This window comes from Actinomadura kijaniata (assembly GCF_014138665.1).
GTDB classification, from domain to species: domain Bacteria; phylum Actinomycetota; class Actinomycetes; order Streptosporangiales; family Streptosporangiaceae; genus Spirillospora; species Spirillospora kijaniata.
Genome location: NZ_JACJIA010000015.1, coordinates 152,858 through 176,823, shown reverse-complemented (window position 1 = coordinate 176,823; position 23,966 = coordinate 152,858). Strand labels below are relative to the sequence as shown.

Below are 23,966 nucleotides of genomic sequence, written 5' to 3'. Positions count from 1 at the left end.
GCCGGTCTCAGCGCAGGTGGCGGAAGACGCCGGAGGCCCTGCCGACCCTTCCGGTGGCCAGCAGCGGGCCGCCGGGGACGGCCGCCAGCGAGGTCAGCTCGCCGCCGACGGGGGTCCTGGTCCAGCGGCCGGAGGCGTCGCGGTGGGCGAGGGCGGAGTCGTCCCCGTTGACGTCGGTGGAGCCGAGGAACCAGTGGCCTCCCCGGCCGTCGGGAACGGGCGCGGCGCGGTCGCCCATGCGGCCCGCCGTCGCGGAGGTGTCCTCGCCGCGCCAGCCCGCGCCGGTCCGGGAGAGCACGAACGACGACACCCCGGCCTCCCCGGTGATCCAGACGCCGGACGGGCCGGCGGTGACGGCGGTGAGCCGGGGGCCGGTCAGGCCGGGCGGGGGACCGCCGGACGGGCGGGAGCCCTTCGGCAGCGCCGGGGCGAGGTCGGTCGGGGTCCAGCCCCTGCCGTCGAAGTGGTGCACCCTCGGGGCCTCGGCGTCGAGGGCCCAGATGTCGGAGGCGGAGCGGGCGGCGGCCCGCGAGGCCTGGAAGGGGAGGGCCCGCTCCGACCAGGTGGCGCCGTCGTAGTGCCAGGCCCGGCGGTCGCCGAAGACCCACAGGTCGTCGCCGGCGGCGACGAGGCCGCCCATCCCGGCCGTGCCGGGCAGCCTCCTGACGACGGTCCAGGCGCGCCCGTCCCAGCGCAGGACGGAGGGGCCGCCGTCGGTCCCGGCGAGCGCCCAGACACGGGAGGGCGAGGACGCGGCGACCGCCGTGATGTGGCCGCGCTCGACCGGCAGGTCGCTCCTTCGCCAGCGCGTGCCGTCCCAGCGGAAGGCCGTGGGGCGGTGCGGGCCGTCGACCATGGGGACCCAGGCGCCGAGGCCCAGGACCTTCCAGCCGAAGGCCCAGGCCTCCCGCTCGCCGGTGGCGATGACCTTCCCGTGGGCGACCGACCCCTGGTCGAGCGTCAGCCTCCAGTGGACGTTGCCGTCGGCCCAGGGGGCGGCGCCCCAGAGCCCGAGGCCGGTGGCGGTGAGGGCGGCGGCCGCGACCGCGGTCAGCTTCAGGAACATGATCACACCGTAGGAAGGGCGCTGGAGCCGCACATGAGTAGCCGTACTCAGATCGCCCGGTGATCTGTTACTCACGGGCCGCCGACGGCCGGGCGGTCACCCGCCCAGCGGGACGCGCCGCGCGCGCACCGTCCGGTGGCTGATCCGCCAGCCCCGGTCCACGCGCACGACGACGTCCTCGTAGGTCACGCTCGCGGTCGTGCCGTCGGCGTTGACGCCGATCCCCTTGGAACGGGCGCGCACCCGGCCGTCGGCCTGCTCGTCCAGGACGATGTTGGTGACGTGGTGCCCGACGGGGTTCAGCTCGCCCAGGGCGCGTCCCGCCTCGGCGCAGGCCGCGACCCCGCGCAGGGCCTCCTGCCCGAAGTCGGTGACGTCGTAGACGACGTCGGTGGTGAACACCTCGTCCAGGCGGTCCAGTTCCCCGGCGTCGCACAGGTGCCCGTGCATCGCGATCAGCTCGGTGATGACGGCGCGGTCTTCGCAGGTGAGGGGCATGCCGCTCCTTCGTCCCGTCGGCGGGGGGAGAAAGTGGGGAACTCCCCGGTTCATGCTGCGCTACGGTAAGCGGGGAACTCCCCGTTTGGCAACCGGAAAGCGGACGATGAGGCGAACGGACCGGCCCGCGGACCCGCGGCCGCGCAGGGCGGACGCGGCCAGGAACGCCCGGCTGCTCCTGGCGGCGGCCCGGGAGCTCTTCGACGAGCGGGGCACCGGCATCGTGCTGGACGAGGTGGCGCGCCGGGCGGGCGTCGGCAACGCCACGCTCTACCGCCATTTCCCCACCCGCCAGGACCTGATCGTGGCGGTCTACGCCGACGAGGTCGCCGCGCTCGGCGAGCGGGGGGCCGCCCTGCTCGGATCCGAGGAGGCCGGTGAGGCGCTGTTCGCCTGGCTGGACGGCTTCGTCGTCCACGTCGCCACCAAGCGCGCCCTGGCCCTGGCGGGGACCGAGGGCGACGACCGGCGCCGCTCCGAGCTGTTCGACCGGTGGCACGAGTCCATGCGCTCGACCGCGCGGAAGCTGCTCGACCGCGCCCGGGAGGCCGGCGCGGTCGGTTCCGGTCTGACCGTGGAGGACATGCTCGCCCTGGCGGGCGCGACCGCCGTCGCCGCCGGCGGTCCGGACGACGCCCGCCGCCTCCTGCGCGTCCTGTGGGACGGCTTCACGGGCGCGTAGCCGACGGGCCCGCCGGCATGGCCCGGGGGCGTCCCGGCCCCCGGGTCACCAGCCGAGGGAGGCCAGGACCATGGCGGCGGTGCGGCGCATGCTCTCGCGGTCGTGGCCGGCGCGGGCCTGCACGGCGAACCCGTCGGCGAGGGTGGTGACCAGGCGGACCAGGTCGGTGGGCGCGCGGCCGGACGGCAGGTCGCCGACCTCCTCCAGGCGCCGGGCCAGGGCCAGGTCGCCGGCCCGGCGGCGGGCGGCGACCTCGCGGCGCACCGGCTCGGCGTCCGGGCCGCAGGCGTGCAGGCCGCCCACGCTCAGGCAGCCGCCCACCGCGCCCTCCCCGGCGACCAGCTCGATCGCGCCGTACACCATCCGCTCCACGATCTCGCGGGCGGTGGGCGCCTCCAGCGCCTCGGCCGCGAAGGCCCCGGGACCGGTGAGGTAGCGGTCGAGCGCCCGGGCGAACAGCTCCTCCTTGTTGCCGAAGGCGGCGTAGAGGCTGGGCTTGTTGATGCCCATCGCCGCGGTCAGGTCGGCCAGCGAGGTCCCCTCGTACCCCTGCCGCCAGAACACCTCCAGCGCGCGATCGAGCGCGGCTTCCGCGTCGAACCCGCGGGGACGACCACCGGGCATGCTGCGACCTCCAATTTCATACCTATCGGTACATTACCCCTTGCCCCGGCGGCGGCGTGCGGCTAAGTTCAATACCAATCGGTACAGAACTGGGGTGGGACACATGATCCGAGTAGGCGTGGCCGGGGCCGGCGGCTGGGCGGGGGCGTCGCATCTGCCCGCGTTGCGGCGGTTGCCGGAGTTCGAGGTGACGGCGGTGGCCACCACCCGCCGCGAGAGCGCCGAACGGGCGGCCGCCGCGCACGGCGTCCGGCACGCCTTCGCCGGCGTCGAGGCGATGGCCGCCCATCCCGAGGTGGACCTGGTCGTGGTGTCGGTCAAGGCGCCCGAGCACGCCAAGGCCATCCGGGCCGCGCTCGACGCGGGCAAGCACGTGCTGTCGGAGTGGCCGCTCGGCGCCGACACCCCCGAGGCCGAGGAGCTGGCCGCCGCCGCGGCGCGGGCGGGCGTGCTCAACGCCGTGGTCCTGCAGGGGCACCACCTGCCCGGCGCCCGCTTCGTGGCGGACCTGCTCGCCGAGGGCCGGATCGGCCGGGTCGAGTCGCTCGCGCTGGTCGCCTCCGGGGCCCCGCTCGGCGGCGGCCGCATCCCCGAGGGCATGGAGTGGAGCACCGACCCGGCCGGCGGCACCTCCCTCCTGACGATCATGGCCGGGCACTCGCTGGCGACCCTGGACCGCCTGGTGGCCCCGTTCACCGAGGTCTCGGCGCGGCTGCCCCGCCACCACGACCGGGTCGCCGTCGGCGACACCGGGCGGACCGTTCCCAACGGCGTCCCCGGGCAGGTGCTGCTGCACGGCCTGCTGGAGGGCGGCGCCTCGGCGTCGGTCACGGTCCACGGCGGCGGCGCACCGGCCCCCGACCCCTTCCACCTGCGGATCGTGGGGGAGCGCGGCACCCTCACCATCACCCCCGTCCAGCCCGGCATGTACCTCAACTGGGCCGACTGGGCCATCGACCTGTCGGGCGGACCGCTGCCGGTGCCGGACGCCTACCGGACCGTCCCCGCCGACCTGCCCGCCGGACCGGTCGCCAGCGTCGCGGCCGTCTACGCCGAGGTCGCGCGGGCCGTCGCCGAGGACCGCCCCGCGCGTCCCGACTTCGCCACCGCCGCCCGCCACCACCGCCTGCTCACCGCCATCGAGGAGTCCGCCGCCGACGGCGGCGTCACCAAGGAGATCCCATGAACGTCCTGATCATCGGCGCCACCGGGTTCGTCGGCTCGGCCGTCGCCGCCGCCCTGGCCGAGGCCGGGCACGACGTCGCCGTGCTGCGGCGCCCGGGCGGCCGCGAGCTGCCCTACCGCTCCGTGCCCGGCGACCTGACCGACCCGGCCTCGCTGAAACGGGCCGCCGCCGGGTTCGACCGGGTCGTGCACATCGGAGCGCCGCTGGGCGAGGAACTCGACCTGGCCGGGGTGGACGCGCTGGTGGACGCCGGCAGCCCGCTCGTCTACACCACCGGCGCCGCCGTGCTCGGCGGCGGCACCGCGGACGAGGACACCGAGCCCCGCCCGCACCCCTTCGTCTCCTGGCGGGCCGAGGTCGAACGCCGGGTCCGCGCGGCCGGCGGCCGGGTGGTCCGGCCCGGCATGGTGTACGGCGGGGGCGGTGGCGCCGTCCCGGCCCTGCTGGCGGCCAAGGCCGCCGAGCGCGGCACCGGCGTCTACATCGGCGAGCCCGGCGTGCGCTGGCCGGTCGTGCACGTGGCGGACCTGGCCGCCCTGTACGTCGCGGTGGTCGAGCGCGCCGGGCCGGGCACGGTCTGGCACGGGACGGGCGAGACCGCCCGCCTCGACGAGATCGCCCGGGCGCTCGGCGGCGGCACGGCGGTCCCGTGGCCGCTGGAGGAGGCGACCGCCGAGCTGGGCCCCCTCGCCGGGCTGTTCGTCCTCGACCAGGACATCTCCTCGGACCGGACGCGGCGGCTCCTGGACTGGACGCCGAAGCACACCGCGATCGTCGACCACCTGAAGGCCGAACCGCCGGTCCCGGCCCGCTGACCGCGCCCCCTCCGGCGCGGCCCCGCGGCCGCGCCGGAGGTGTCAGCGGCTCGCGGGGCCGAACAGCCCGGCCAGCCTTCCCTCCATCTCCCGCGCGTCCCCGGCGTCCTCGGCGACGACGCAGTACTCGACGGCTCCGGACGCGCGCGTGTGGTCGCACATGATGACCACGCCGCGCCGGTCGGCGGTGTCGAAGGCCAGGCCCCCGGCGCGGAGCGCCGACAGGGCGGCGTCCAGCGCGGGGACGCTCCACCTGTTGCGGGTCACCAGCAGGCGCTCGTCCAGGTAGCCGGGGCCCACCAGGCGCTCGCCGAGCCAGTGCAGGTGCGTGGTGCCGCCGAGGCGGCCGTTGAACTCGCCGACCAGCACCCGGCCGTCGGGGGCGGCCAGGCCGTCGATGTTGATCAAACCCCGGTAGCCCATCGCCCGGATCGGCTCGCACAGCGCCCGCGCCTGGTCCAGGAACGCCCGCCGCGCGTCCGGGGACGTCTCCATGCCGGGGATGACGATCCCCGAGAAGACCGGCTCCATCCGCATCTCGCAGGCGTGCCGCTCGACGACGTCCCCGGCGGTGATCTCGAACTCCGAGCCCAGCGGGACCGATCCGGCCAGGTAGTGCTCGACGACCACCTTGTCGCGGTCGCCGTTGGTGTAGAAGGGCCATGCCGCGTCGAAGTGCCGGGTCACCTCGCCCGGTCCCCCGAGCACGGCGAGGCGGGGCGCGCCGACCTGGGGGACGCCCGGCCGGGGGGCGAGGATCTCGTTGCCGTGCGCGGCCGCGTTGTAGTCCTGCTTGACGATGACCGGCTCACCGGCCGACAGCATGGTCGCGGCGAACGCCTCGGCCTCGGCCCGCGACCTGGTCGCCACGCCCTCCGGCAGGGGCAGGCCGAGTCCCGCGCCGAGGGCGCGGAAGGCGCTCTTGCTGTTGAGCAGGTCGTGCCCGCCCGCGTCGAGGAACCCGAAGCCGGGCGTGCCGTCCCGCAGGTCGAGCTCCCGGGTCAGGGCCGCCACGGTGGGGTTGAACGAGTACGGCAGGACCCGGTCGATGCCGTTGTCCTGCACCAGGCGGCGCGCCTTCTCCAGGAAGTCGGCGTGCAGGAGCCGCTCCCGGGTCAGGACGTCGTCCCCGAACGGCCCGGGCGGCGGCACCAGGACGGTCACCGAGCCGGGGTCCAGGCCCTTCAGCTCCAGCAGGTAGCGCAGGTACACGGGGTCGACGTGCTGGGCCACCACGACGACGTCGCCGGGTTCGGCCAGCCACGCCATGCGCAGGGCGCTGTTGCCGCCTGTTCGGCGGGCCCCGGGCGGCAGCGCGGCCAGGTCGCCGATCAGGTGCTCGTTGAACGGGTTGCCGATCAGCAGCGTGCTCACGCGTCCACCTCCGCCACGGCGGCGCGCAGCCGGGCCAGCAGCTCCCGCAGGTCGGCGTCGTCGACGGTGAGGGGCGGGGTGACCAGGACGGCCTGGTAGCGGTGGTCGACCCCGGCGGGGTAGACGATCAGCCCGTTCCGTTCGGCGGCGGCGCAGATCCGCGCGGCCAGCGGGGCGCGCGCGAAACCCTCGGCGTCCTGGTGGACGGGCAGGGCGAGCAGGAGCCCGCGCCCCCGGGGAGCGCCGAGGAACGGCACGGACGCGGCCGTCTCGGCCAGTCCCTCGCGCAGGACCGCTCCGGCGCGTTCGGCGCGGCCGGGCAGGTCGTGCTCGCGCGTGTAGGCCAGGACGGCCAGGGCCGTCGCCGCCGACAGGGGGTTGCCGCCCATGGTGTGCCCGAACGCCAGGTCCGTCGCGGGCCGGTTGGGCAGCACCCGGTCGCCGACCAGGCATGCGCCGATCGGGGTGTAGCCCGCGCTGAGCCCCTTGCCGGTGACGACCAGGTCCGGGGTGACGCCGGACCTGGAGTGCCCGAACCACCATCCGGTGCGGCCGAATCCCGTCATGACCTCGTCGACGGCCAGCAGCGCGCCGCTGGCGTCACACAGGTCGCGCAGTCCGCGCAGGACCTCGTCGGGCACCTCGCACGCCCCGCTTGCGGCCCCGCCGACCGGTTCCAGCAGGACCGCGGCGACGCGTTCGGGCCCGGTGCGGGCGAACGCCGCGCGCCAGTCCGCCAGGCCGGGCAGCAGGCGGCCGGGGTCACCGGACGCGACCGGCACCGTGGTCGCCGAGCCGTCGTGCAGGGCGTCCAGATGGCGGCGGCGCGGCGGATGGCCGGAGACGCCGAGCGCGCCCGCCGTCATCCCGTGGTAGCTGGGGAACTGGGTCAGCACGACCGCGCGGGCCGGGTCGGCGGCGTGGTGGTGCAGGGCGAGCCGCAGGGCGGTCTCGGTCGCCTCCGAACCGGAGTTGGTGTAGACGACCTCGCGGTGTCCGGGGCCCGCGATCGACAGGATCTCGGCGCTGAGGTCCTGGACGGCGTGGTGCGCGAACTGGCTGCGGTGGACGAAGGTGATCCGTTCGGCCTGCGCGCGCATCGCGTCCAGGACCTCCGGGACGCCGTGGCCCAGGTTCACGCAGACCGCGCCCGAGCTGCCGTCGATGTACTCGCGGCCCCGCTCGTCCCAGACGCGCGCGCCCCGGGCCCGTACCGCCACCGGCCGCCGCGGCGGGGGAGCGGCCGGCGCCGCCGCGTCCGCCGCGGTGACCGCGCTCACCGCTCCCCCTTCCGGGACGCGGCGACCCGGGCGCGGAAGCGCTCCAGGTCGACGACGGCGCGCAGGTGGCTCCCGTCGCACAGCACGGTCCCCGCCTCGTCCCGGACGGTGAACGCGAACTCGGTCCTGCGGTCCACCGCCGCGGCCGTGACCTCGTAGTGGACGGTGGCGCCGACCGGCGCGGCCGCGCGGTGGTTCATGGTCACCGTCACGCCCACCGACATCTGGCCGGGCTTCAGGAAACGGCCCATCCCCTCGGCGCACAGCCGCTCCATGTCGCCGAGGATCGCCGGGGTGGACAGTACCTCCAGCCCCTCGTTGCCCCACCGCGTCGCGCAGTCCTCGGGGAGGACGACGCGGGAGGCGGTCGCCCGCAGCGGGGTGGTCTCCGTCCGGGTCATCGCGTGGTCCCTCCGCTCACCAGGCCGCCGCCGTGCGCGCGCATGACCTGGGTGAAGATGTTCTTCTTCTGCATCTCGTTGGTGCCGCCCGCGATGCGGAAGGCGACCGCGTCGCGCAGGTGGCGCTCGATCCCGGTGCCCCGCTCGAACCCGAGGTGGCCGAAGATCTGGACCAGTTCGAGGGCGGCGCGGACCAGGCCGTCGGCCGACAGCAGCTTCACGCAGGAGGCCAGCAGGCTCGCCCGGTCGGTGCCGTCCTCGCGCTGGAGCGCGGCGGCGGCCGCGTACGCCAGGCCGCGGGACGCCTCGATCGTCGTCTGCATGTCGACGACCTTCTCCTGGACGTACTGGTGCTCGGCCAGCGGGACGCCGAACGCCTCCCGTTCGCGGATGCGCGCGACGGCGCGGGGCAGCAGCGCCTCCACGTGCGCGGCGACCACGATCCCGTAGATGAGCCGGTCGAAGGCCAGGCACCAGTACAGGACGTCCAGCCCCTCGCCGACCTCGCCGAGCACCCGGTCGGGCCCGACGGCCACGTCCCGCAGGGCGATCGGGCCGAGCGGGCTGCCCCGCAGCCCCAGCAGGCTCTCGTGGCCGCCCCGGGTCACGCCCTCCTGGTCCTTGTCGACGAGGAACAGCGTGATGTCGCGCCCGCCGATGCCGGCGACGCGGCCCACGACCATCATCAGGTCGGCCAGCGGGGCGTTGGTGATGTGGCTCTTGTCCCCGGTCAGCAGGAAGCCCCCGTCGGGGGTCCGCCGCGCCGTGGTGCGGACGGCCGACACGTGCGACCCTCCGGTGGCCTCGGTGGCCGCCGTCGAGCCGAGCCGCCCCGCCAGCAGACCGGGGACGAACCGCCGCCGCTGCTCCTCGGTGCCCCACCGCAGGAGCAGTTGCAGGAGCCCGGCGTGCGCGGCGGCCGACAGCACGAACGCGCAGTCGTCGGCCCCGGCGGCCAGGCCCTCGAACGCCGCCACGTGGTCCCACAGGTCGCCGCCGTCGCCGCCGAGCCGCTTCGGCACGTGGACGCGCCAGAAACCGGCGTCGGCGAGCTCGCGCCACACCGCCAGGTCGAAGGTCTCGTCGCGGTCGCGCTCGGCGCCGCCCGGAGCGATCCGCTCCCGCGCGAACCGGGCGAACCGGCGGCGCAGCTCCTGCTGCTTGTCCGTCCACGTCAGATCCATGTGCTCCTCCTGGGAGTGGTTCGTCAGGGCCGGGCGGCCGACGGCCACCGCATCAGCGCGCGGCCCCAGGTCATCCCGGCGCCGAAGGTGATCATCAGCACGGTGTCGCCGGCCCGGATCCGCCCGTCCCGCACCGCGGTGTCCAGCCCGATGGGCAGGGACGCCGCGGCGGTGTTGCCGATCACGTCGCCGGTGAGCACGACCTGGCCGGGCCGGAACCCGGCGTTCTCGGCGACCTCCCGGACCAGCCTCGGGTTGGCCTGGTGGCACACCAGGTGGTCGACGTCGGCGACGGTCAGGCCCTCCTCCTTCACCGCGTCCTCGACCAGCGCCGGGAACTCGGTCCGGACGAGCGCGGCGATGTCGCGCCCGAGCATCGTCAGGTGGTGCGCCCCGCCGGCCAGGCCGTCGGGGGTGAGGAGGTTGCCGTGGCCGCCGACGGCGTAGTGCCCGAGCCGCCCGTCGGTCCTGATCTCGATCCGGCCGATGCCCTCGCCGGCGGGGACCCGCGCCACGACGACGGCGCCCGCGCCGTCCCCGAACAGGGGATAGGTCCTGCGGTCGCCCGGGTTCAGGATGCGGGAGTAGGTGTCGGCGCCGACGACCAGGACGTACCGGCGGCGCTCGTCGGCGCGCAGGAACCCGCGGGCCGTCTCGATCCCGACGAGCCACCCGGCGCAGGCCGCGTTGACGTCGAAGGCGAACGCGTTGCGCGCCCCGACCGCCTCCTGCACGCGGGCCGCGACGCCGGGGATCGGGGTCTCGGGTGTGGAGGTGGCCAGGACGATCGCGTCGACGTCCTCGGGCGCGACGCCCGCCCGGTCGAGGGCCCGCGCCGCGGCCCGGGCCGCCAGCCCCGTGCCGGTCTCCCCGGTCCCGGCGAACCGGCGCTCCAGCACGCCGACGCGCTCGACGATCCACCGGTGCTCCACGCCGAGCGTCGCGGCGACCTCCCGGCTGTCCACCCGCCGCTCGGGCAGGCACGATCCGGTTCCGATCACTCCGACGTCGGTCGGTGTCAGCCTGGTCATGGGCTTCCCCCTGTCTGGGTGGCCCGAACCGCGTTCCGGACGGCGCCGGAGGGCTCGGGCGGGGACTTGTCGGCACGCCGGCCCGACCGGGAGCCGAACCGGCGGGTCAGCGGGCGCTCGACGAGGCGGTACAGCAGCCACGCCACGCCCAGGCAGACCGCGGTCAGCAGCGCCGCCGTCGCCGCCTGTCCGACCGCGGCGCGCACCCGCCCGCCGACCAGGTGGTCGAACAGGAGGATCACCTGGTAGTGGGGCAGGTAGAGGGCGTAGGAGATCTCGCCGAGCAGGAGCATCGCCGGGCTCCGCCACCAGGAGCGGGCGCCGCGCAGGTCCGCCGAGGCGCCGCCCACCACGGTCAGCGCCACCGGGACCACCGCGAGCGCGGCGTAGGAGAACGTGATCGGCAGCCGGGGGCTGACCACAGGCAGACCGCCAGCGCGGCGGCGAGCGGCGCGGCCACGCCGACGCGCGGCCGCCACCCCTCGCGCACCATCCGCGCCAGCACCATGCCCAGGACGAACTCCGGCAGCCGGCACACCGGCAGGTAGCAGGCGAACCAGAAGCGGACCATGGGCTCGTCCAGCACGCCGGGCGCGACCGCCGGTCCGGTCAGCGCCAGGGCGGCCGACGGCACCGCGACGACCAGCGCGACCGTGGCGCCCGCCGCCACCGGCAGCCGGGATCGCGGGATCCGCCGGACCAGCGGGAACAGCAGGTAGAAGAACGCCTCGCTGCCCAGCGACCAGCTCGCGGGGTTGGCGCTGTAGACGAAGTCGCGGGCGGGCACCCAGGTGTGCACCAGGAACAGGTTCGCCACGGCCTGCGGCGGGGGCGTCACGCCCTCCCGGACGAAGCCGGGCGCGGCCGAGGTCCCGGTGACCGCCAGCATGATCAGCGCGGTCGCCCAGGTGACGGCGCGGTTGGGGTAGATCTTCCAGAAGCGGCGGCACCAGAACGCGGCGGGCGCGTCGCCGGGCCGACCAGGTCAGCACGAACCCGCTCAGCACGAAGAAGAAGGTCACCGACGCCATCGCCACCGACAGCAGCGGCGGCGACACGTAGACGTGCCCGATGAGCACCCCGAACGCGGCGGCGAACCGCAGCCCGGTCAGGGTCGGCAGCCGGTCGTGGGTCACGGCCGCGGTCATGCGGCACCTCCGACCGGCTCGGGCGCCGCCGGGACCGCCGGGGCCACCGCGGGGTGGCGGAGCCGGTCGAGACCGGCCCGCCGCACCAGGTCGGCCGCCAGCTCCCGCGACCGTTCGACGACCTCCGGCACCGGGACGCCGGTCACCCCGCCGCCGGCGACCGACCGGCGTCCCGCCACCCACACGTCCCTGACCTCGCGCGGGCCCGCGCAGTAGACGACCGACTGGAACGGGTCGTGCACGTTCGCCAGCGCGGGGGAGTCCCCGTCGAAGACCACCAGGTCGGCGGACTTGCCCGGCTCCAGCGAGCCCAGCTCGTCGCCCAGCCCGAGCGCGCGGGCCCCGCCGAGGGTCGCCATGCGCAGGGCGTCGCGCGCCGACAGGGCCGCGGTGCTCAGCCGGTGCACCCGCTGGAGCAGGACCGCGCTCTTGATGACCTCCAGCATGTCCTGCCGGTCGTTGCTGGCCGCGCCGTCCACGCCCAGCCCGACCTCGACGCCGGCGCGCCGCAGGTCCCCCACCGGGCACACGCCCGAGGCGAGGACCATGTTGGCGACCGGGTTGTGCGCGACCGCGACCCCGTGCCCGGCCAGCAGCGCGATGTCGCGCTCGTCGCTCCACACGCAGTGCGCGGCCAGGGTCGGCGCCTCGAACAGGCCGTGCCGCGCGCAGTACTCCACCGGGCTCACGCCGTGCTCGGCGCGCGCCGCGCGCACCTCGTCCCGGACCTCGTGCAGGTGGACGTGGACGCCGTGGCCGCCGTCGACGGCCAGCCGGACGGTGCGCGCGAACAGCTCGGGCGACTGCGCCGCCAGGACGGTGATCCCCACCCGGAAGCGGCTGAGCCGGCTGGCCCCGGCCGCCCGCCGCAGCGCCTCGTGCTCGCGCAGGACGCCGGCGACGGTCACGCCCGGCCGCCGGTCGCCCGCGCCGAACGCCACCACGCCGCGCAGCCCCAGCTCGTCCAGGGCCCGCACGACCCCCGGGGTCACCGGCGGCCCGTCGGCCGCCGGGTCGCACACGAACATGTCACCGGTGAGCGTCACCCCGGTGCGCAGCAGCTGCACGCCCGCCAGCAGCGTCCCGACGTAGGCCGCCTCCGGGCCGAGGTGCGGCGCGACCGGGGCGATGAGCTCGCGGATCCAGTCCCCGAGCGCGTACTCCTCGCCCATCCCGGCGATGAGCGCCTCGGAGAAGTGGCCGTGCGTGTTGACGAAGCCGGGCGTCACGATGTCCCGCGGCCCGCCCGACACCCGGTCGGCCGGGTACCGCGCGGCCAGCTCGGCGTAGGGGCCGACGTCGGCGATGCGCTCGCCGACGATCCGCACGGCCCCGTCGGCCAGGACCTCCGGGGAGGCCGAGGTGAGCACGTGGCGGCCGCGGACCAGGGTGCCGGGGGCGGCGTTCACGGCGCCGCCCTCTCGGCGGCCGCCCCGGCGGCCAGGGCCGCCGGGGGGAACTCCGCGTCGAACAGCCCGGCCTCCAGGCCCTCCAGGTGGGCCAGGACGTCGGCGGTGTCGGTGACGTCGGCGTACTTCATGTGCAGGTCGAGCAGGGTCGCCTTGTGCGCCAGGCGGGACCGGTCGAACACGGCCTCGTGCGGGACGGTGACCCGCAGGTCGTGGGAGATGCCGTCGACGGCGGTGGCCCGGACGCAGCCGCTGGTCGTCGTCCCGGTCAGGATGAGCGAGTCGGCGCGCAGCATCGTCAGATGGCTGATCAGCGGGGTGCCGAAGAACGCCGAGGGCTTGCGCTTCTCCAGCAGGATGTCGCCCTCGCGCGGGGCGACCTCGGCCACGATCTCGTTGCCCAGGTGGCCCCGCACGTCCACGGTGTCGTCGCTGCGGTGGCTCTTGAGCGTCCACACGCCGAGGTCGAAGCCGTCGGCCCGGCGCGGGTTGGTGGTGTAGACGACCGGCAGCCGCTTGCGCCGCGCCACCTCCAGGATCCGGGCGATCGCCGGGATCCCGGTGGTCCAGGCGACCTCGCCGCACGAGTAGCGCCAGCGGCGGATCGAGTCCAGGATCGGCTCGGGCCGGTCGCCGCAGAAGTTGTAGTTGACGTCGATCACCATGATCACCGGTCGCCGGCCGAACCCGGCGCGCCGGCCCCAGCCCGCGGCCTCGAACACCGCCCGGTCGACGTCGTCGAGCACGTCGTCCCAGATCGCGCCGCTCATCGGGCCCCCTCGCCGCCGGGCTGCCGGACGGTGGTGTGCACGGTGGTCTCGGCGCAGAACCCCGGGCGCTCGAAGACCGGCGGCGACCAGCGGCCCGAGCGGGCGACGCGCGGCGGCTCGGCGGCGTCGTGGCCGGTGCGCGTGCCGTGCAGCCGCCGGGGCAGGTACCCGCCGCGCGGGTCGCCGACCGGGCGCATGCCGGGCGAGCCGTCGGCCCACTCGGCGGTGACCTCGCCGCGCAGGATGGTCTTGATCGGCCAGCCGGTGAAGGTGTGCCCCTCCATGATCGACCAGCCGGAGCGGGTGTTGAGGTGCTCCTTGCCGACCGTCACCTCGCGGCCCGCGTCGACGATCACCATGTCCGCGTCGAAGCCCGGCAGCAGCGAGCCCTTGCGGCCCCACAGCCCGCTGGTCTTGGCGGGGTTCTCGCAGCTCACCTGCACGAGCCGTTCCATGCTGATGCGGCCCTTGTTGACCCCTTCCGACAGCAGGACGGGCAGGAACAGCTCGACCCGGCTGAAGCCGGTGCGGCAGTCCCAGATGTTGGCGTTGTACATCTCCTCGTAGGAGGAGGGCTCCCAGCCGACGACGTGGTCGGAGCCGACGACGTCGACGATCCCGTCGGCGAGCGCGGCCCACAGCGCCTCGACGTTCTCGCGGCGGCGCAGCGGGACGTTGATGCGCCAGCCGCGGCCGTCCTCGGGCTGCGCCCACAGCCACGCCGGCCCCGTCTGCGCGTACAGGTCCACACCCTCGGCGCGCGCCTTGAGGACCTCCTGGAAGCTCAGCGCGGTCGTGCAGTGCTGGAGGTACAGCGGCACCCGGCCGGGCGTCTGCTTGGCGAGGTAGGCGTAGGCGGCGATGTGCTGGGCCTCCAGGAAGTCCGGCGAGCGGTCGGTCCAGGCGCCGAAGTCGGTGCGCCCGGCGGCCCGCAGCCGGTCCTCGAAGATCCGGCCGATCTCCCAGTTCTCCGGGTGGATGTGCACCATGCCCGGGTAGCCGAGGTGGGCGGTCTGCTCCATGGCCAGGTAGACGGTGCCGTCGTCGAGGCCGGTGCCGAGACCGGCCCGGCGCGAGGGCCAGTTGCTGTCGTCGTCGTCCGCCATGCCCTTGAGGCTGCGCGTCTGCAGGTACAGCTTGAACGAGGTGACGCCGTGCTCCTCGGCGTACTCGGGGATCTCGCGGGCCTGCTCGTCGGTCTCCAGCATGTAGGTCAGGTAGGCGTCGACCTGCGAGTAGGTCTCGATGACCTTGCGCGCGGCCGGGAACGACTCGTGGAACGACACCACGTCGGCCCGGCGCACCACCTCGTGGAACGGCTCGGTGCCCATCCGGGTCACCGGGGCCTGGATGCCCCAGGTGGTGACCCCGGCGCAGGCGGCGGCCCGCGACTCGGTGCGGATGTCGTCCTTGAACGGGACGTAGCAGCCGGGGTGGGCCTCGGAGTCGACGATCCCGGGCAGCACGTAGTGGCCCCGCGCGTCGATCCGCCGGCGCGCCGGGGGCATCAGCTCCTCGGGGGCCAGCGCCACCACCTTGCCGTCCTTGACACCGACCGCCAGCCGGTGCCGCCCGTCTCCGAGGACCACCGTCCCGTTGGCGACGATCAGGTCGAGGGTTTCGCTCGTCACCGCGCATCACCCCTTTCGACTTTCGCCGTACACGGCGAACCAAAAACCATCCGAACGTGCGGACCGAGTCTCACACCGCGAATTGGAGAGGGCAACGGAAAGGCGTCGCGGTGGCCGTCAACCGTCCCGCCGGCGAGACGTTCCAAGACCGTCACCTGCTAGAACGTTGGCATTGAGAAGGCTGACGGCATGCGCCACCGGTCCCTCGCCGGCATTGCCGGGCTTTTATTGCCGCGCCCGTGGCATCGGAATACATTGCGCTGGACCCTGTAATTCCAGGGAAACTTCCCGGCACTGGAGGGTGTATGAGGCTAGGAATTCTCGGCTGGGAGCCAGGTGAGGCCGAGTCCGTCGGGATCGCCGAGCTCGGCCGCACCCGAGGCCACGAGGTCACCGTCTTCGACATCGCCGACGTCGGCTGCGCGGCGACCCGGTACGGCACGGTCCCGACCGTCGCGGGACGGGACGCCGCCGACTTCGACGTGATCCTGTCCCGGGCGCACGTGGGCCACGACGGCTGGCGGGACACCGTGGAGCGGCTGCACCTGCTGTCCGGGATCCCCCGCGTGCTGATGCTGGACCCGGTCGACGTGCATGTCAGGACCGCCGGCAAGTTCGCCATGCTGCACCAGCTCACGCTGAACGGGATCAACGTCCCGCCGACGCGCTCGGTCCGCAGCCTGCCGGAGGTGGAGGAGGCGGGCCGCGCGTGGGGGCCGATCGTCCTCAAGCCGTCGGTCGGGTTCCGGGGCATCGACGTGGAACGGTTCCTCGGCGGGATCACCGGCGGGGAGCGGGACCGGGCCGCGGCCATGCTCGACCGGTACGGCGTGCTGATCTGCCAGCCCTACTACCCGCACGAGGGCGACCACCGCGTCCTGGTCATCGGGGACGAGCCGTCGATCTGCACGCGGTTCCACACCGGGGGAGAGGCGTGGAAGCCGTTCCCCGGCGACGGGCTGCCGTCCGGCGCGGACTGGGACGTGGACATCGAGATCGTCACCCCCTCGCCCGAGATGGCCGACATCGGGATCCGCGCGACCAAGGCGATGGGGCTGAGCTACGCCGGGGTGGACATCGTGGAGACCGACGAGGGTCCCGTCGTCATGGAGGTCAACGTCGTCCCCGGCTGGGGCGCGCTCCCGCCCGACGTGCAGGAGATCCCCAACCGCGCCGTGCTGGACCTGATCGAGCGCCGGTACGCCGAGTCGCAGGAGGCGGCATGAACCAGGTCACCGTACGCCACAACTTCGAGACCGCCCACCGGCTTCCCCACCTGGGCGGAAAGTGCCAGAACCTGCACGGCCACTCCTGGTGGGCGGAGGTCACCGTCGCCGGGGACCTGAACGACCAGGGGATCGTCGTCGACTTCGGCACGCTCAAGCGCCACCTGCGCGAGTGGATCGACACCCATCTCGACCACGGGGCGATGCTCGGCGACCTGGACCCGCTCGTCCCGGCGCTGGAGGAGGACGGCGGCAAGCTGTTCCGGTTCGGGGTGGCCGAGCCCTCCAAGGGGCTGGACTGGCCGACGGTCGAGAACGTCGCCGAGCTGCTCGCGCGGGTGACCGACGACTGCATCGACGCGGCCGGATGGCGGGGGGTCGCGGTGACGCGGGTCCGGGTCACCGAGACGCACGTCAACGCCGCCGAGGTGGTCCGATGACCGCGCCGAGCCCACCCTCGACCGCGTCGCCGGCCCCCTCGGCGGCCACCTGGCTGCCGCTGGCCGAGACGTTCGGCCCCACCATCCAGGGCGAGGGCCCGGCCGCCGGGCGCACCGCCTGGTTCGTCCGGCTGGGCGGCTGCAACCTGTCGTGCTCCTGGTGCGACTCGGCCTACACCTGGGACTCCTCCCGCTACACCCTGCGCGAGGAGATCCGGCACACCCCGGCCGGCGAGATCGCCGCGAGCGTCCCCGACGGCGCGCTGGTGATCCTGACCGGGGGAGAGCCGCTGCTCCAGCAGGAGACCGAGGGGTGGCGCGAACTGCTCACCCTGCTGCGGGCGCGCGGCTGCGTCCCGCACGTGGAGACCAACGGGACGATCGCGCCCACCGCGACGACCCGCGAGCTCGTCGAGACCTTCGTGGTCTCGCCCAAGCTGCCCAACGCCGGCCGGCACCGCGGGCACCAGAACCCGGCGCTGCACCGGGGCTGGGCCGCGGCCGCGCGGGCGGGGCAGGCGCACCTGAAGGTCGTGTGCGCGACCGCCGCCGACGTCGGGGCCACCCGGGCGCTCGCCGCGGCCCACACCTGGCCCGCGGGCCAGGTGTGGGTCATGCCCCTGGGCGTCACCACGGCCGAACTCGACGAGCGCTGGCGCGTCGTCGCCGAGGCCGCCGCACGGCACGGCATCAACGCCACCCACCGGCTCCACGTGCTCGCGTGGGGCGACGAGAGAGGGCACTGACCGATGATCAACCTGGACAAGGCCGAGAACGCCGTCGCGGACCTGCTGCTCGCGCTCGGCGTGGACGAGGGCGAGCACACCCGCGAGACCCCGCGACGCGTCGCCAAGGCGTGGGCCGAGACCCTCGCCGGATACAACGACGACCCCGCCCGGCACCTGGCCCGGCGGTTCAGCACCACCCACGACCCCGGCCTGATCATCGTGGCGGGGATCCGGCTGAACTCGACCTGCGCCCACCACCTGCTGCCGGTCACCGGCACCGCCACCGTCGCCTACCGGCCGCACCCCGGCGACCAGATCGTCGGGCTGTCGAAGCTGGCCCGGGTCGTGCACGGGTACGCGCGGCGGCTCCAGGTGCAGGAACGCATCGGGCACCAGGTCGCGAACGCCGTGCAGGAGGCGCTGAACCCCGTCGGCGCGGCCTGCGTGATCACCGCCGAGCACGGCTGCATGACGGTCCGCGGCGTCGGCGAGCCGGCGACGGTGACCACGACCCACGCCAGCACCGGCGAGTGGGGACCGGGCCACCCCGACCTGCAGGCGGTCCTGGCCGACCACGCCGCGAGCCTGCGCTGAGCGACCCGGAGGGGGACCGATGACGGCACCCGCCCTGGGCGTGAGCGCCACCGCCCTGGTGATCGCGGCCGCGCGCGCCGCCGAGAGCGCCCGGCCCGACCGGCTGTTCGACGATCCGCCGGCGGCCCGCTTCGTGGCCGCCGCCGAGCACGGCCAGCAGCCCGCCGTCGAGACCATCCGGCATCCGATGGAGCACTACTTCGCGATCCGGACCCGGCCGGCCGCGACCAGGTGGTCCTGCTCGGCGCCGGGCTCGACACCCGCGCCTTCCGGCCGGACTGGCCGGACGGGGTGCGGCTGTCCGAGGTCGACCCGCCCGGCGTGCTCGACTTCAAGGAGTCCGTGGTCACCGCGGCCGGGGCGCGGGCCCGGTGCCGGCGGAGCGCGCTGCGGTCGGACCTGGCCGACGACTGGGCGGAGCCGCTGCTGGCGGCGGGCCCGCGGCCCGACCGCCCCACCGCCTGGCTCATCGAGGGGGTGCTCTGCTACCTCACCGGCCCGGAGGCCGACCACGTGCTGTCCACGGTGTCGCGGCTGTCGGCGCCGGGCAGCACCCTGGCGGGCGAGCACGTGAGCCTGCGGGTGTTCGACGACCCGGTGGCCCGGCCGATGCTCGACGCGCTGGAGTCGGTCGGCGCGCCGTGGCGGTCGGGCGTCGAGGACGCCGGCCGGTGGCTCGGCGCGTACGGGTGGCGCGCCGGGATGCCGGACCTGACCGACCCGGCCGTCCACCACGGGCGGCTGGCCGACCTGGACCGGACGCGCCTGGACGACGGCCCGCCACGCGGCTGGATCTTCAGCGCCGTCCGCTGACGCCGGCGGGGGCGTCCCGCCGGCGGGACGCCCCCGACCGCTGAACGGTTGCGCCCCGGGCGCGGGCCGTTCCTACAATGAACGCTCACCGACAGCGATCAGCGACCACGGAAGCGACCATGTTCTGGACCGTTCGGCAGCGAGCTAGCCGCGCCGGGCTGGTCAGCTAGCGCGGTCGTCCCCTTCCGTCGCACCCGGCCCGGCGAGGACCGTCACCGTACCGTCCCCCGAACGCCGTCCGGGCCGCAGCCCCGACCGGGGACCGGGCCCGCGCGCCCGCGCGCGGAACGGCCCGGCCGGCGTTCGGCCTCCACCGGGAGATCGCCCCATGCGTTCCACCGAGATCCGCAGGACCTTCTTCGACTTCTTCGCCGCGCGCGGCCACCGGCGCGTCCCGTCCAGCCCGCTGGTCCCGTCCGACCCCACGCTGCTGCTCGCCAACGCGGGCATGAACCAGTTCAAGCCCTACTTCCTGGACGGGGCCGAGCCCGCGTTCCGGCGGGCGATGTCGGTCCAGAAGTGCGTGCGCACCTCCGACATCGAGAACGTCGGCCGCACCACGCGGCACGCGACGTTCTTCGAGATGCTCGGCAACTTCTCCTTCGGCGACTACTTCAAGCGCGAGGCCATCGCCTGGGCGTGGGAGCTGCTCACCGAGGGGTACGGCCTGGACCCCGGGCGGCTGTGGGTCACCGTCTACCTCGACGACGAGAGCGAGCGGATCTGGCGCTCCATCGGCGTCCCGGCCGCGCGGATCCAGCGGCTCGGCATGGCGGACAACTACTGGTCGATGGGCGTGCCGGGGCCCTGCGGCCCGTCCACCGAGCTGTGCTACGACCGGGGGCCGGCGTTCGGCGCGGAGGGCGGCCCGGCCGCCGACGACGAGCGCTACGTCGAGCTGTGGAACCTGGTCTTCATGCAGAACCTGCGCGGCGAGGGACCGCCGAAGGAGGGCTACCCGATCGTCGGCGAGCTGCCGAAGAGGAACATCGACACCGGCCTCGGCATGGACCGGCTCGCCGCGATCCTGCAGGGCGTCGACACCGTCTGCCAGACCGACCTGCTGGCCCCGGTCCTGGAGACGGTGCAGGAGCTGGCCGGACGCCCCTTCCCCGGCCGGGACGGCTCGGCCGGGTCGGTGTCGTTCCAGGTGGTGACCGAGCACGCCCGCTCGATCGCCTTCCTGGTCGCCGACGGGGTGCTGCCCGGCAACGAGGGGCGCGGCTACGTCCTGCGCCGGCTCATGCGCCGCGCGCTCCGGCACGCCCGCCTGCTGGGGATCGACGGCCCGGTGCTGCCGCCGGCGACCGGCGCGGTGGTGGCGGGCCTGGGCGCGGACTGGCCGGAGCTGACCGCCCACGCCGCGCTGATCGAGCAGGTCACGGCGGCCGAGGAGGAGTCGTTCGACCGCACCCTGCGCCAGGGCACCCGCCTGCTGGACGGCGCGATCGACCGCGCCCGCGGCGCGGGCTCGCCCACCCTGCCCGGCGAGACCGCGTTCGAGCTGCACGACACCTACGGCTTCCCGCTCGACCTGACGCTGGAGGCGGCGCACGCGGCCGGGCTGACCGTCGACGAGGACCGGTTCGGGGCCCTGCTGGAGGAGCAGCGCCGCCGCGCCAAGTCCCACGGCAGGGGGCGCACCGCCGCCGCGCTGGCGCGGCTGGAGACCTACCGGGAGATCTCCGCGCGGTCCGGGCTCACCGACTTCGTCGGCTACGGCACCACCGAGGCGGACGGCACGGTCGTCGCGCTGCTGGCCGGCGGCGTCCCCGCCGCGCGCGCCGGGGAGGGGCGGGAGGTCGAGGTGGTCCTCGACCGCACCCCGTTCTACGCCGAGGGCGGCGGCCAGGTCGGCGACTCCGGGACCGTCACCACCCGCGACGGCGCGGTCATCGAGATCACCGGGACGCGTCCGGGGATCGACGGGCTGCACGTCCACACCGGCCGGGTCGGCGCCGGCGAGGTCGGCGTGGGCGAGGAGGTCCTGGCGCGGGTCGACGCCGACCGCCGCGCCGCGGTCGCCCGCTCGCACTCGGCCACCCACGTCCTGCACGCGATGCTGCGCCGGGTGCTGGGCGGGCACGTCCGCCAGCAGGGCTCGCTGGTGGAGGCGGGCCGCCTGCGGTTCGACTTCGCGCACTTCCCCGCCGTCTCCGACGAGGAGCTGCGGCTGGTCTCCTCGCTGGTCAACGAGGCGCTGGCGGCCGACCCGGAGGTCCGCGTCTGGCACGCGAGCCGGGCCGAGGCCGAGGCGGCGGGGGCGATCGCGATGTTCGGCGAGAAGTACGGCGAGACGGTCCGGATCGTCGACATCGGCGACGTCTCCCGCGAGCTGTGCGGCGGCACGCACGTCGGCCACGGCTCGGCGGCGGGCCCGGTGCACCTGGTCGGGGAGTCCTCCGTCGGCGCGAACCTGCGCCGCGTCGAGGCGCTGACCGGACTGGACGCGCTGCGGCACATCGACCGGGAACGGCAGCTGCTGGACCAGCTCACCGCGGCCCTCGGCGTCCCCCGCGACCAGGCGCTCGGCACGCTCACCACCCGGCTGGACGCCCTCGCCGACGCCGAGCGCAGGCTGGCCGGGCTGCGCCGCGCCGAGCTGGAGGCGACCGCCGAACGGCTGGCCGCGACCGCGCGCGGCGTCGGCCCCGGCTGGCTGGTCGCCACGCACGCGCCCGGCGCCGACCGCGCCGAGCTGCGCGCCCTGGCGCAGTCGGTGCTCGCGCGGCGCGGCCCCGGGCCCGCCGCCGTCGTGCTCGCGGCGCGGGTCGACGGCAAGGCGGCGCTGGCCGCCACGGTCAGCCCGGAGCTGCGGGAACGCGGTGTCGCGGCGCGCGACCTGCTCACCGCCGCCGCCAGGGCGGTCGGGGGCGGCGCGGGCGGCCGGGGCGCGGTCGCCGACGCCGGCGGACGCGAGGTGGAGCACCTGGACCGGGCGCTGACGCTGGCGGCCGAGGAGGCCGCGCGGACCCTGACCTCCGCCTGACCGGAGAGCCGCCGCCGGGCCGCGCCGTTTCGCGCGCGTCCCGGCGGCGGCGCCGTGAACGCCTTTTCCTTGAATGCCCCATAACGATCGGCGACGCTGTTCCAGTACGCATTTCAGGGCGGCGTGCCATTGCGGTGCGGAACGCCGAGAGAAATGGGGAACTGGCATGTGCGGAATCGCTGGATGGGTCTCCTACGGCCGCGATCTGACCACCGCCCGCGAGACGGTCGACGCGATGACCGGGACCATGGCGGCCCGGGGCCCCGACGACGAGGGCGTCTGGGTGGGACGGCACGCCGCGCTGGGAAACCGCAGGTTGTCCGTGATCGACCTGGCCGACGGGCGGCAGCCGATGACGGCCGAGACCGACGCCGGAACGGTGGTCCTGGTCCACACCGGCGAGGTCTACAATTTTCGCGAGTTGCGCGCGGAACTGCGTTCCCGCGGCCACCGCTTCCGGACCGACTCCGATACCGAGGTGGTGCTGCGCGGTTACCTGGAATGGGGCGAGAGCGTCGCCGAGCGCCTCAACGGAATGTTCGCCTTCGCCGTCTGGGACGAACGCGACGCGAAACTCGTCCTGGTCCGCGACCGGCTGGGGATCAAGCCGCTGTTCTACCACCCCACCGACGACGGCGCGCTGTTCGGATCCGAGCAGAAGGCGATCCTGGCCAACCCCCTCGCCGAACCGGTGGTGGGCCTCGGCGGGCTGCGCGAGCTGTTCGCGTTCGTGAAGACGCCGGGCCACGCGATCTGGGAGGGCATGCGCGAGGTGCTGCCCGGATCGGTGACCACGGTCACGCGCGAGGGCGTCCGCACCCGCGTCTACTGGACGCTGCGCACCCTGGAGCACACCGACGACCTCGACACCACCGTGGCGCGGGTCCGCGAGCTGCTCGACGACACCGTGGACCGGCAGCTCATCGCGGACGTGCCGCGCTGCACGCTGCTGTCGGGCGGGCTCGACTCCTCGGTGCTGACCGCGCTGGCGGCGCGGCGCCTGGAACGCGACGGCGTCCGGCTGCGCAGCTACTCGGTCGACTTCCGCGGCTACACCGAGAACTTCGTCAGCGACGGCATCCGCGTGTCCCCGGACGCGCCGTACGTGCGCGACCTGGTCGCCCACGCCGGGACCGACCACCGCGACCTCGTCCTGGACGCCGACGCGCTGGCCGACCCCGAGGTCCGCGGCGCCGTGGTGGCCGCCTACGACATCCCGCCCGGCGTCGGCGACATGAACGCCTCGCTGTACCTGCTGTCCGGGGAGGTGCGCCGGAACTCGACGGTGGCCCTGTCGGGGGAGTGCGCCGACGAGGTCTTCGGTGGCTACAAGTGGTACCACGAGTCCGAGGCGGTGGAGGCCGACCTGTTCCCGTGGCTGGTGCAGGGGCCGGGCGACCAGACCGTGGACCCGTTCGAGAAGGTCTTCACCCCGGAGGCGGAGAAGGCGCTCGACCTGGCCGCGTTCGCGCGCGACGAGTACCGCGCCGCCGCCGCGCGGATCGAGCCGCTGCCCGGCGAGAGCGACCACGACCGCATGATGCGCAAGGTGTCGTACCTGCACCTCACCCGCTTCATGCAGTTGCTGCTGGACCGCAAGGACCGGATGAGCATGGCGGCCGGCCTGGAGGTGCGGGTGCCGTACTGCGACCACCGGCTGGTCGAGTACGTGTACAACGTGCCGTGGCGGATGAAGGTCTTCGACGGCCGGGAGAAGAGCCTGCTGCGCGCCGCCGCGCGGGACGTGCTGCCCCGGTCGGTCGTCGAACGGGTCAAGTCCCCCTACCCCTCCACCCAGGACCCCGGCTACGCCGACGCGCTGCGCCGCCAGGCCCGCGCGCTGCTCGCCGACCACGCGCATCCGGTGTTCGAGCTGCTCGACCGGCAGCTGCTGGCCACCGAGGCCGCGCGGACCGGCGCCGCGACCACCCAGGGCAGCCGGAGCCTGCTGGAGCGGGCCCTGGACTTCGCGGCCTGGTTCGACCGCTACTCCCCGACGGTGCGGCTCTCCTAGAACGCCGACCGCGACTCGTACAGGACCCGTACAGGACTCGTACAGGAAAGGACGGGTGCATCG

General features: G+C 75.0%; 21 protein-coding genes and 2 pseudogenes. 10 read left to right on the top strand and 13 right to left on the bottom strand.

Going from position 1 to position 23,966, the window contains the following annotated elements:
• Positions 1 to 7: 7 nt before the first annotated feature.
• Both HNR61_RS39820 and HNR61_RS39815 read right to left on the bottom strand, forming a co-directional pair.
• Positions 8 to 1,066 carry a hypothetical protein gene (locus tag HNR61_RS39820; protein ID WP_182848318.1) on the bottom strand — a complete coding sequence of 353 codons (1,059 nt, stop codon included), beginning with the start codon at positions 1,064 to 1,066 and terminating at the stop codon, positions 8 to 10.
• A 96-nt stretch (positions 1,067 to 1,162) separates the two neighbouring features.
• Complete coding sequence (locus HNR61_RS39815) at positions 1,163 to 1,564, bottom strand: nuclear transport factor 2 family protein (RefSeq protein ID WP_182848317.1); 402 nt, start codon at positions 1,562 to 1,564, stop codon at positions 1,163 to 1,165.
• Positions 1,565 to 1,670: 106 nt separating this feature from the next.
• Here HNR61_RS39815 and HNR61_RS39810 point away from each other — a divergent pair, with 106 nt between their 5' ends.
• Positions 1,671 to 2,246: a TetR/AcrR family transcriptional regulator gene (locus HNR61_RS39810; RefSeq protein ID WP_182848316.1), complete on the top strand. Its 576-nt coding sequence runs from the start codon at positions 1,671 to 1,673 to the stop codon at positions 2,244 to 2,246.
• 45 nt (positions 2,247 to 2,291) lie between these two features.
• Here the strand turns inward: HNR61_RS39810 and HNR61_RS39805 are convergent, their stop codons facing one another.
• Positions 2,292 to 2,870, bottom strand: coding sequence for a TetR/AcrR family transcriptional regulator (locus HNR61_RS39805; protein ID WP_182848315.1), 579 nt, complete (start codon positions 2,868 to 2,870; stop codon positions 2,292 to 2,294).
• A gap of 103 nt (positions 2,871 to 2,973) precedes the next feature.
• On the opposite strand from HNR61_RS39805, the gene HNR61_RS39800 reads away from it, so the two are divergent.
• Together HNR61_RS39800 and HNR61_RS39795 are read left to right on the top strand one after the other, a co-directional pair.
• Positions 2,974 to 4,056: a Gfo/Idh/MocA family protein gene (locus HNR61_RS39800; protein ID WP_182848314.1), complete on the top strand. Its 1,083-nt coding sequence runs from the start codon at positions 2,974 to 2,976 to the stop codon at positions 4,054 to 4,056.
• A complete protein-coding gene (locus HNR61_RS39795; RefSeq protein ID WP_182848313.1) occupies positions 4,053 to 4,871 on the top strand; it encodes an NAD-dependent epimerase/dehydratase family protein in 819 nt (272 codons plus the stop codon). The genes HNR61_RS39800 and HNR61_RS39795 overlap by 4 nt, the downstream gene beginning before the upstream one ends.
• Positions 4,872 to 4,913: 42 nt before the next feature.
• Here HNR61_RS39795 and HNR61_RS39790 read toward each other — a convergent pair whose 3' ends face one another.
• The 10 genes and pseudogenes from HNR61_RS39790 to HNR61_RS50275 form a co-directional block, all read right to left on the bottom strand.
• The gene (locus HNR61_RS39790; RefSeq protein ID WP_182848312.1) at positions 4,914 to 6,245 is read right to left on the bottom strand and encodes a preATP grasp domain-containing protein; all 1,332 of its coding nucleotides are present in this window, start codon (positions 6,243 to 6,245) and stop codon (positions 4,914 to 4,916) included.
• Positions 6,242 to 7,525, bottom strand: coding sequence for an aminotransferase family protein (locus HNR61_RS39785; RefSeq protein ID WP_220510351.1), 1,284 nt, complete (start codon positions 7,523 to 7,525; stop codon positions 6,242 to 6,244). The genes HNR61_RS39790 and HNR61_RS39785 overlap by 4 nt, the downstream gene beginning before the upstream one ends.
• Positions 7,522 to 7,926, bottom strand: coding sequence for a thioesterase family protein (locus tag HNR61_RS39780; protein ID WP_182848311.1), 405 nt, complete (start codon positions 7,924 to 7,926; stop codon positions 7,522 to 7,524). Before HNR61_RS39780 ends, HNR61_RS39785 begins: the two co-directional genes overlap by 4 nt.
• Entirely contained in the window at positions 7,923 to 9,110 is a 1,188-nt protein-coding gene (locus HNR61_RS39775) for an acyl-CoA dehydrogenase family protein (RefSeq protein ID WP_182848310.1), read from the bottom strand. The genes HNR61_RS39780 and HNR61_RS39775 overlap by 4 nt, the downstream gene beginning before the upstream one ends.
• Positions 9,111 to 9,133: 23 nt before the next feature.
• Positions 9,134 to 10,141, bottom strand: coding sequence for a 3-oxoacyl-ACP synthase III family protein (locus HNR61_RS39770; protein ID WP_182848309.1), 1,008 nt, complete (start codon positions 10,139 to 10,141; stop codon positions 9,134 to 9,136).
• Positions 10,138 to 10,506: an acyltransferase gene (locus HNR61_RS39765; protein WP_182848308.1), complete on the bottom strand. Its 369-nt coding sequence runs from the start codon at positions 10,504 to 10,506 to the stop codon at positions 10,138 to 10,140. The genes HNR61_RS39770 and HNR61_RS39765 overlap by 4 nt, the downstream gene beginning before the upstream one ends.
• Positions 10,497 to 11,087 (bottom strand): annotated as a pseudogene (locus tag HNR61_RS39760) (acyltransferase family protein); the annotation flags it as partial. The pseudogene HNR61_RS39760 and the gene HNR61_RS39765, both read right to left, overlap by 10 nt.
• Positions 11,088 to 11,285: 198 nt before the next feature.
• Positions 11,286 to 12,698, bottom strand: a complete 1,413-nt coding sequence (locus HNR61_RS39755) for an amidohydrolase family protein (protein WP_182848307.1) — start codon at positions 12,696 to 12,698, stop codon at positions 11,286 to 11,288.
• Positions 12,695 to 13,468: an isochorismatase family protein gene (locus HNR61_RS39750; RefSeq protein WP_182848306.1), complete on the bottom strand. Its 774-nt coding sequence runs from the start codon at positions 13,466 to 13,468 to the stop codon at positions 12,695 to 12,697. The genes HNR61_RS39755 and HNR61_RS39750 overlap by 4 nt, the downstream gene beginning before the upstream one ends.
• A complete protein-coding gene (locus HNR61_RS50275) occupies positions 13,465 to 15,099 on the bottom strand; it encodes a dihydroorotase (protein ID WP_182848305.1) in 1,635 nt (544 codons plus the stop codon). Before HNR61_RS50275 ends, HNR61_RS39750 begins: the two co-directional genes overlap by 4 nt.
• 305 nt (positions 15,100 to 15,404) lie before the next feature.
• Here HNR61_RS50275 and HNR61_RS39740 point away from each other — a divergent pair, with 305 nt between their 5' ends.
• The 7 genes and pseudogenes from HNR61_RS39740 to asnB all read left to right on the top strand — a co-directional run bounded on the left by HNR61_RS39740 (position 15,405) and on the right by asnB (position 23,903).
• Positions 15,405 to 16,325, top strand: coding sequence for an ATP-grasp domain-containing protein (locus HNR61_RS39740; protein WP_182848304.1), 921 nt, complete (start codon positions 15,405 to 15,407; stop codon positions 16,323 to 16,325).
• Complete coding sequence (locus HNR61_RS39735; protein WP_182848303.1) at positions 16,322 to 16,765, top strand: 6-pyruvoyl trahydropterin synthase family protein; 444 nt, start codon at positions 16,322 to 16,324, stop codon at positions 16,763 to 16,765. Before HNR61_RS39740 ends, HNR61_RS39735 begins: the two co-directional genes overlap by 4 nt.
• A complete protein-coding gene (locus HNR61_RS39730; protein WP_182848302.1) occupies positions 16,762 to 17,511 on the top strand; it encodes a 7-carboxy-7-deazaguanine synthase QueE in 750 nt (249 codons plus the stop codon). The genes HNR61_RS39735 and HNR61_RS39730 overlap by 4 nt, the downstream gene beginning before the upstream one ends.
• Positions 17,512 to 17,514: 3 nt before the next feature.
• Complete coding sequence (gene folE / locus HNR61_RS39725) at positions 17,515 to 18,087, top strand: GTP cyclohydrolase I (RefSeq protein WP_182848301.1); 573 nt, start codon at positions 17,515 to 17,517, stop codon at positions 18,085 to 18,087.
• Positions 18,088 to 18,312: 225 nt separating this feature from the next.
• Positions 18,313 to 18,900: pseudogene (locus HNR61_RS39720) on the top strand (SAM-dependent methyltransferase); the annotation flags it as partial.
• Between the two features lie 328 nt (positions 18,901 to 19,228).
• Positions 19,229 to 21,889 (top strand): alanine--tRNA ligase, encoded by a 2,661-nt coding sequence (alaS, locus tag HNR61_RS39715; RefSeq protein WP_182848299.1) that lies wholly within the window; start codon positions 19,229 to 19,231, stop codon positions 21,887 to 21,889.
• A gap of 166 nt (positions 21,890 to 22,055) precedes the next feature.
• Entirely contained in the window at positions 22,056 to 23,903 is a 1,848-nt protein-coding gene (gene asnB, locus HNR61_RS39710) for an asparagine synthase (glutamine-hydrolyzing) (RefSeq protein ID WP_182848298.1), read from the top strand.
• The last annotated feature ends 63 nt before the right edge of the window (positions 23,904 to 23,966 follow it).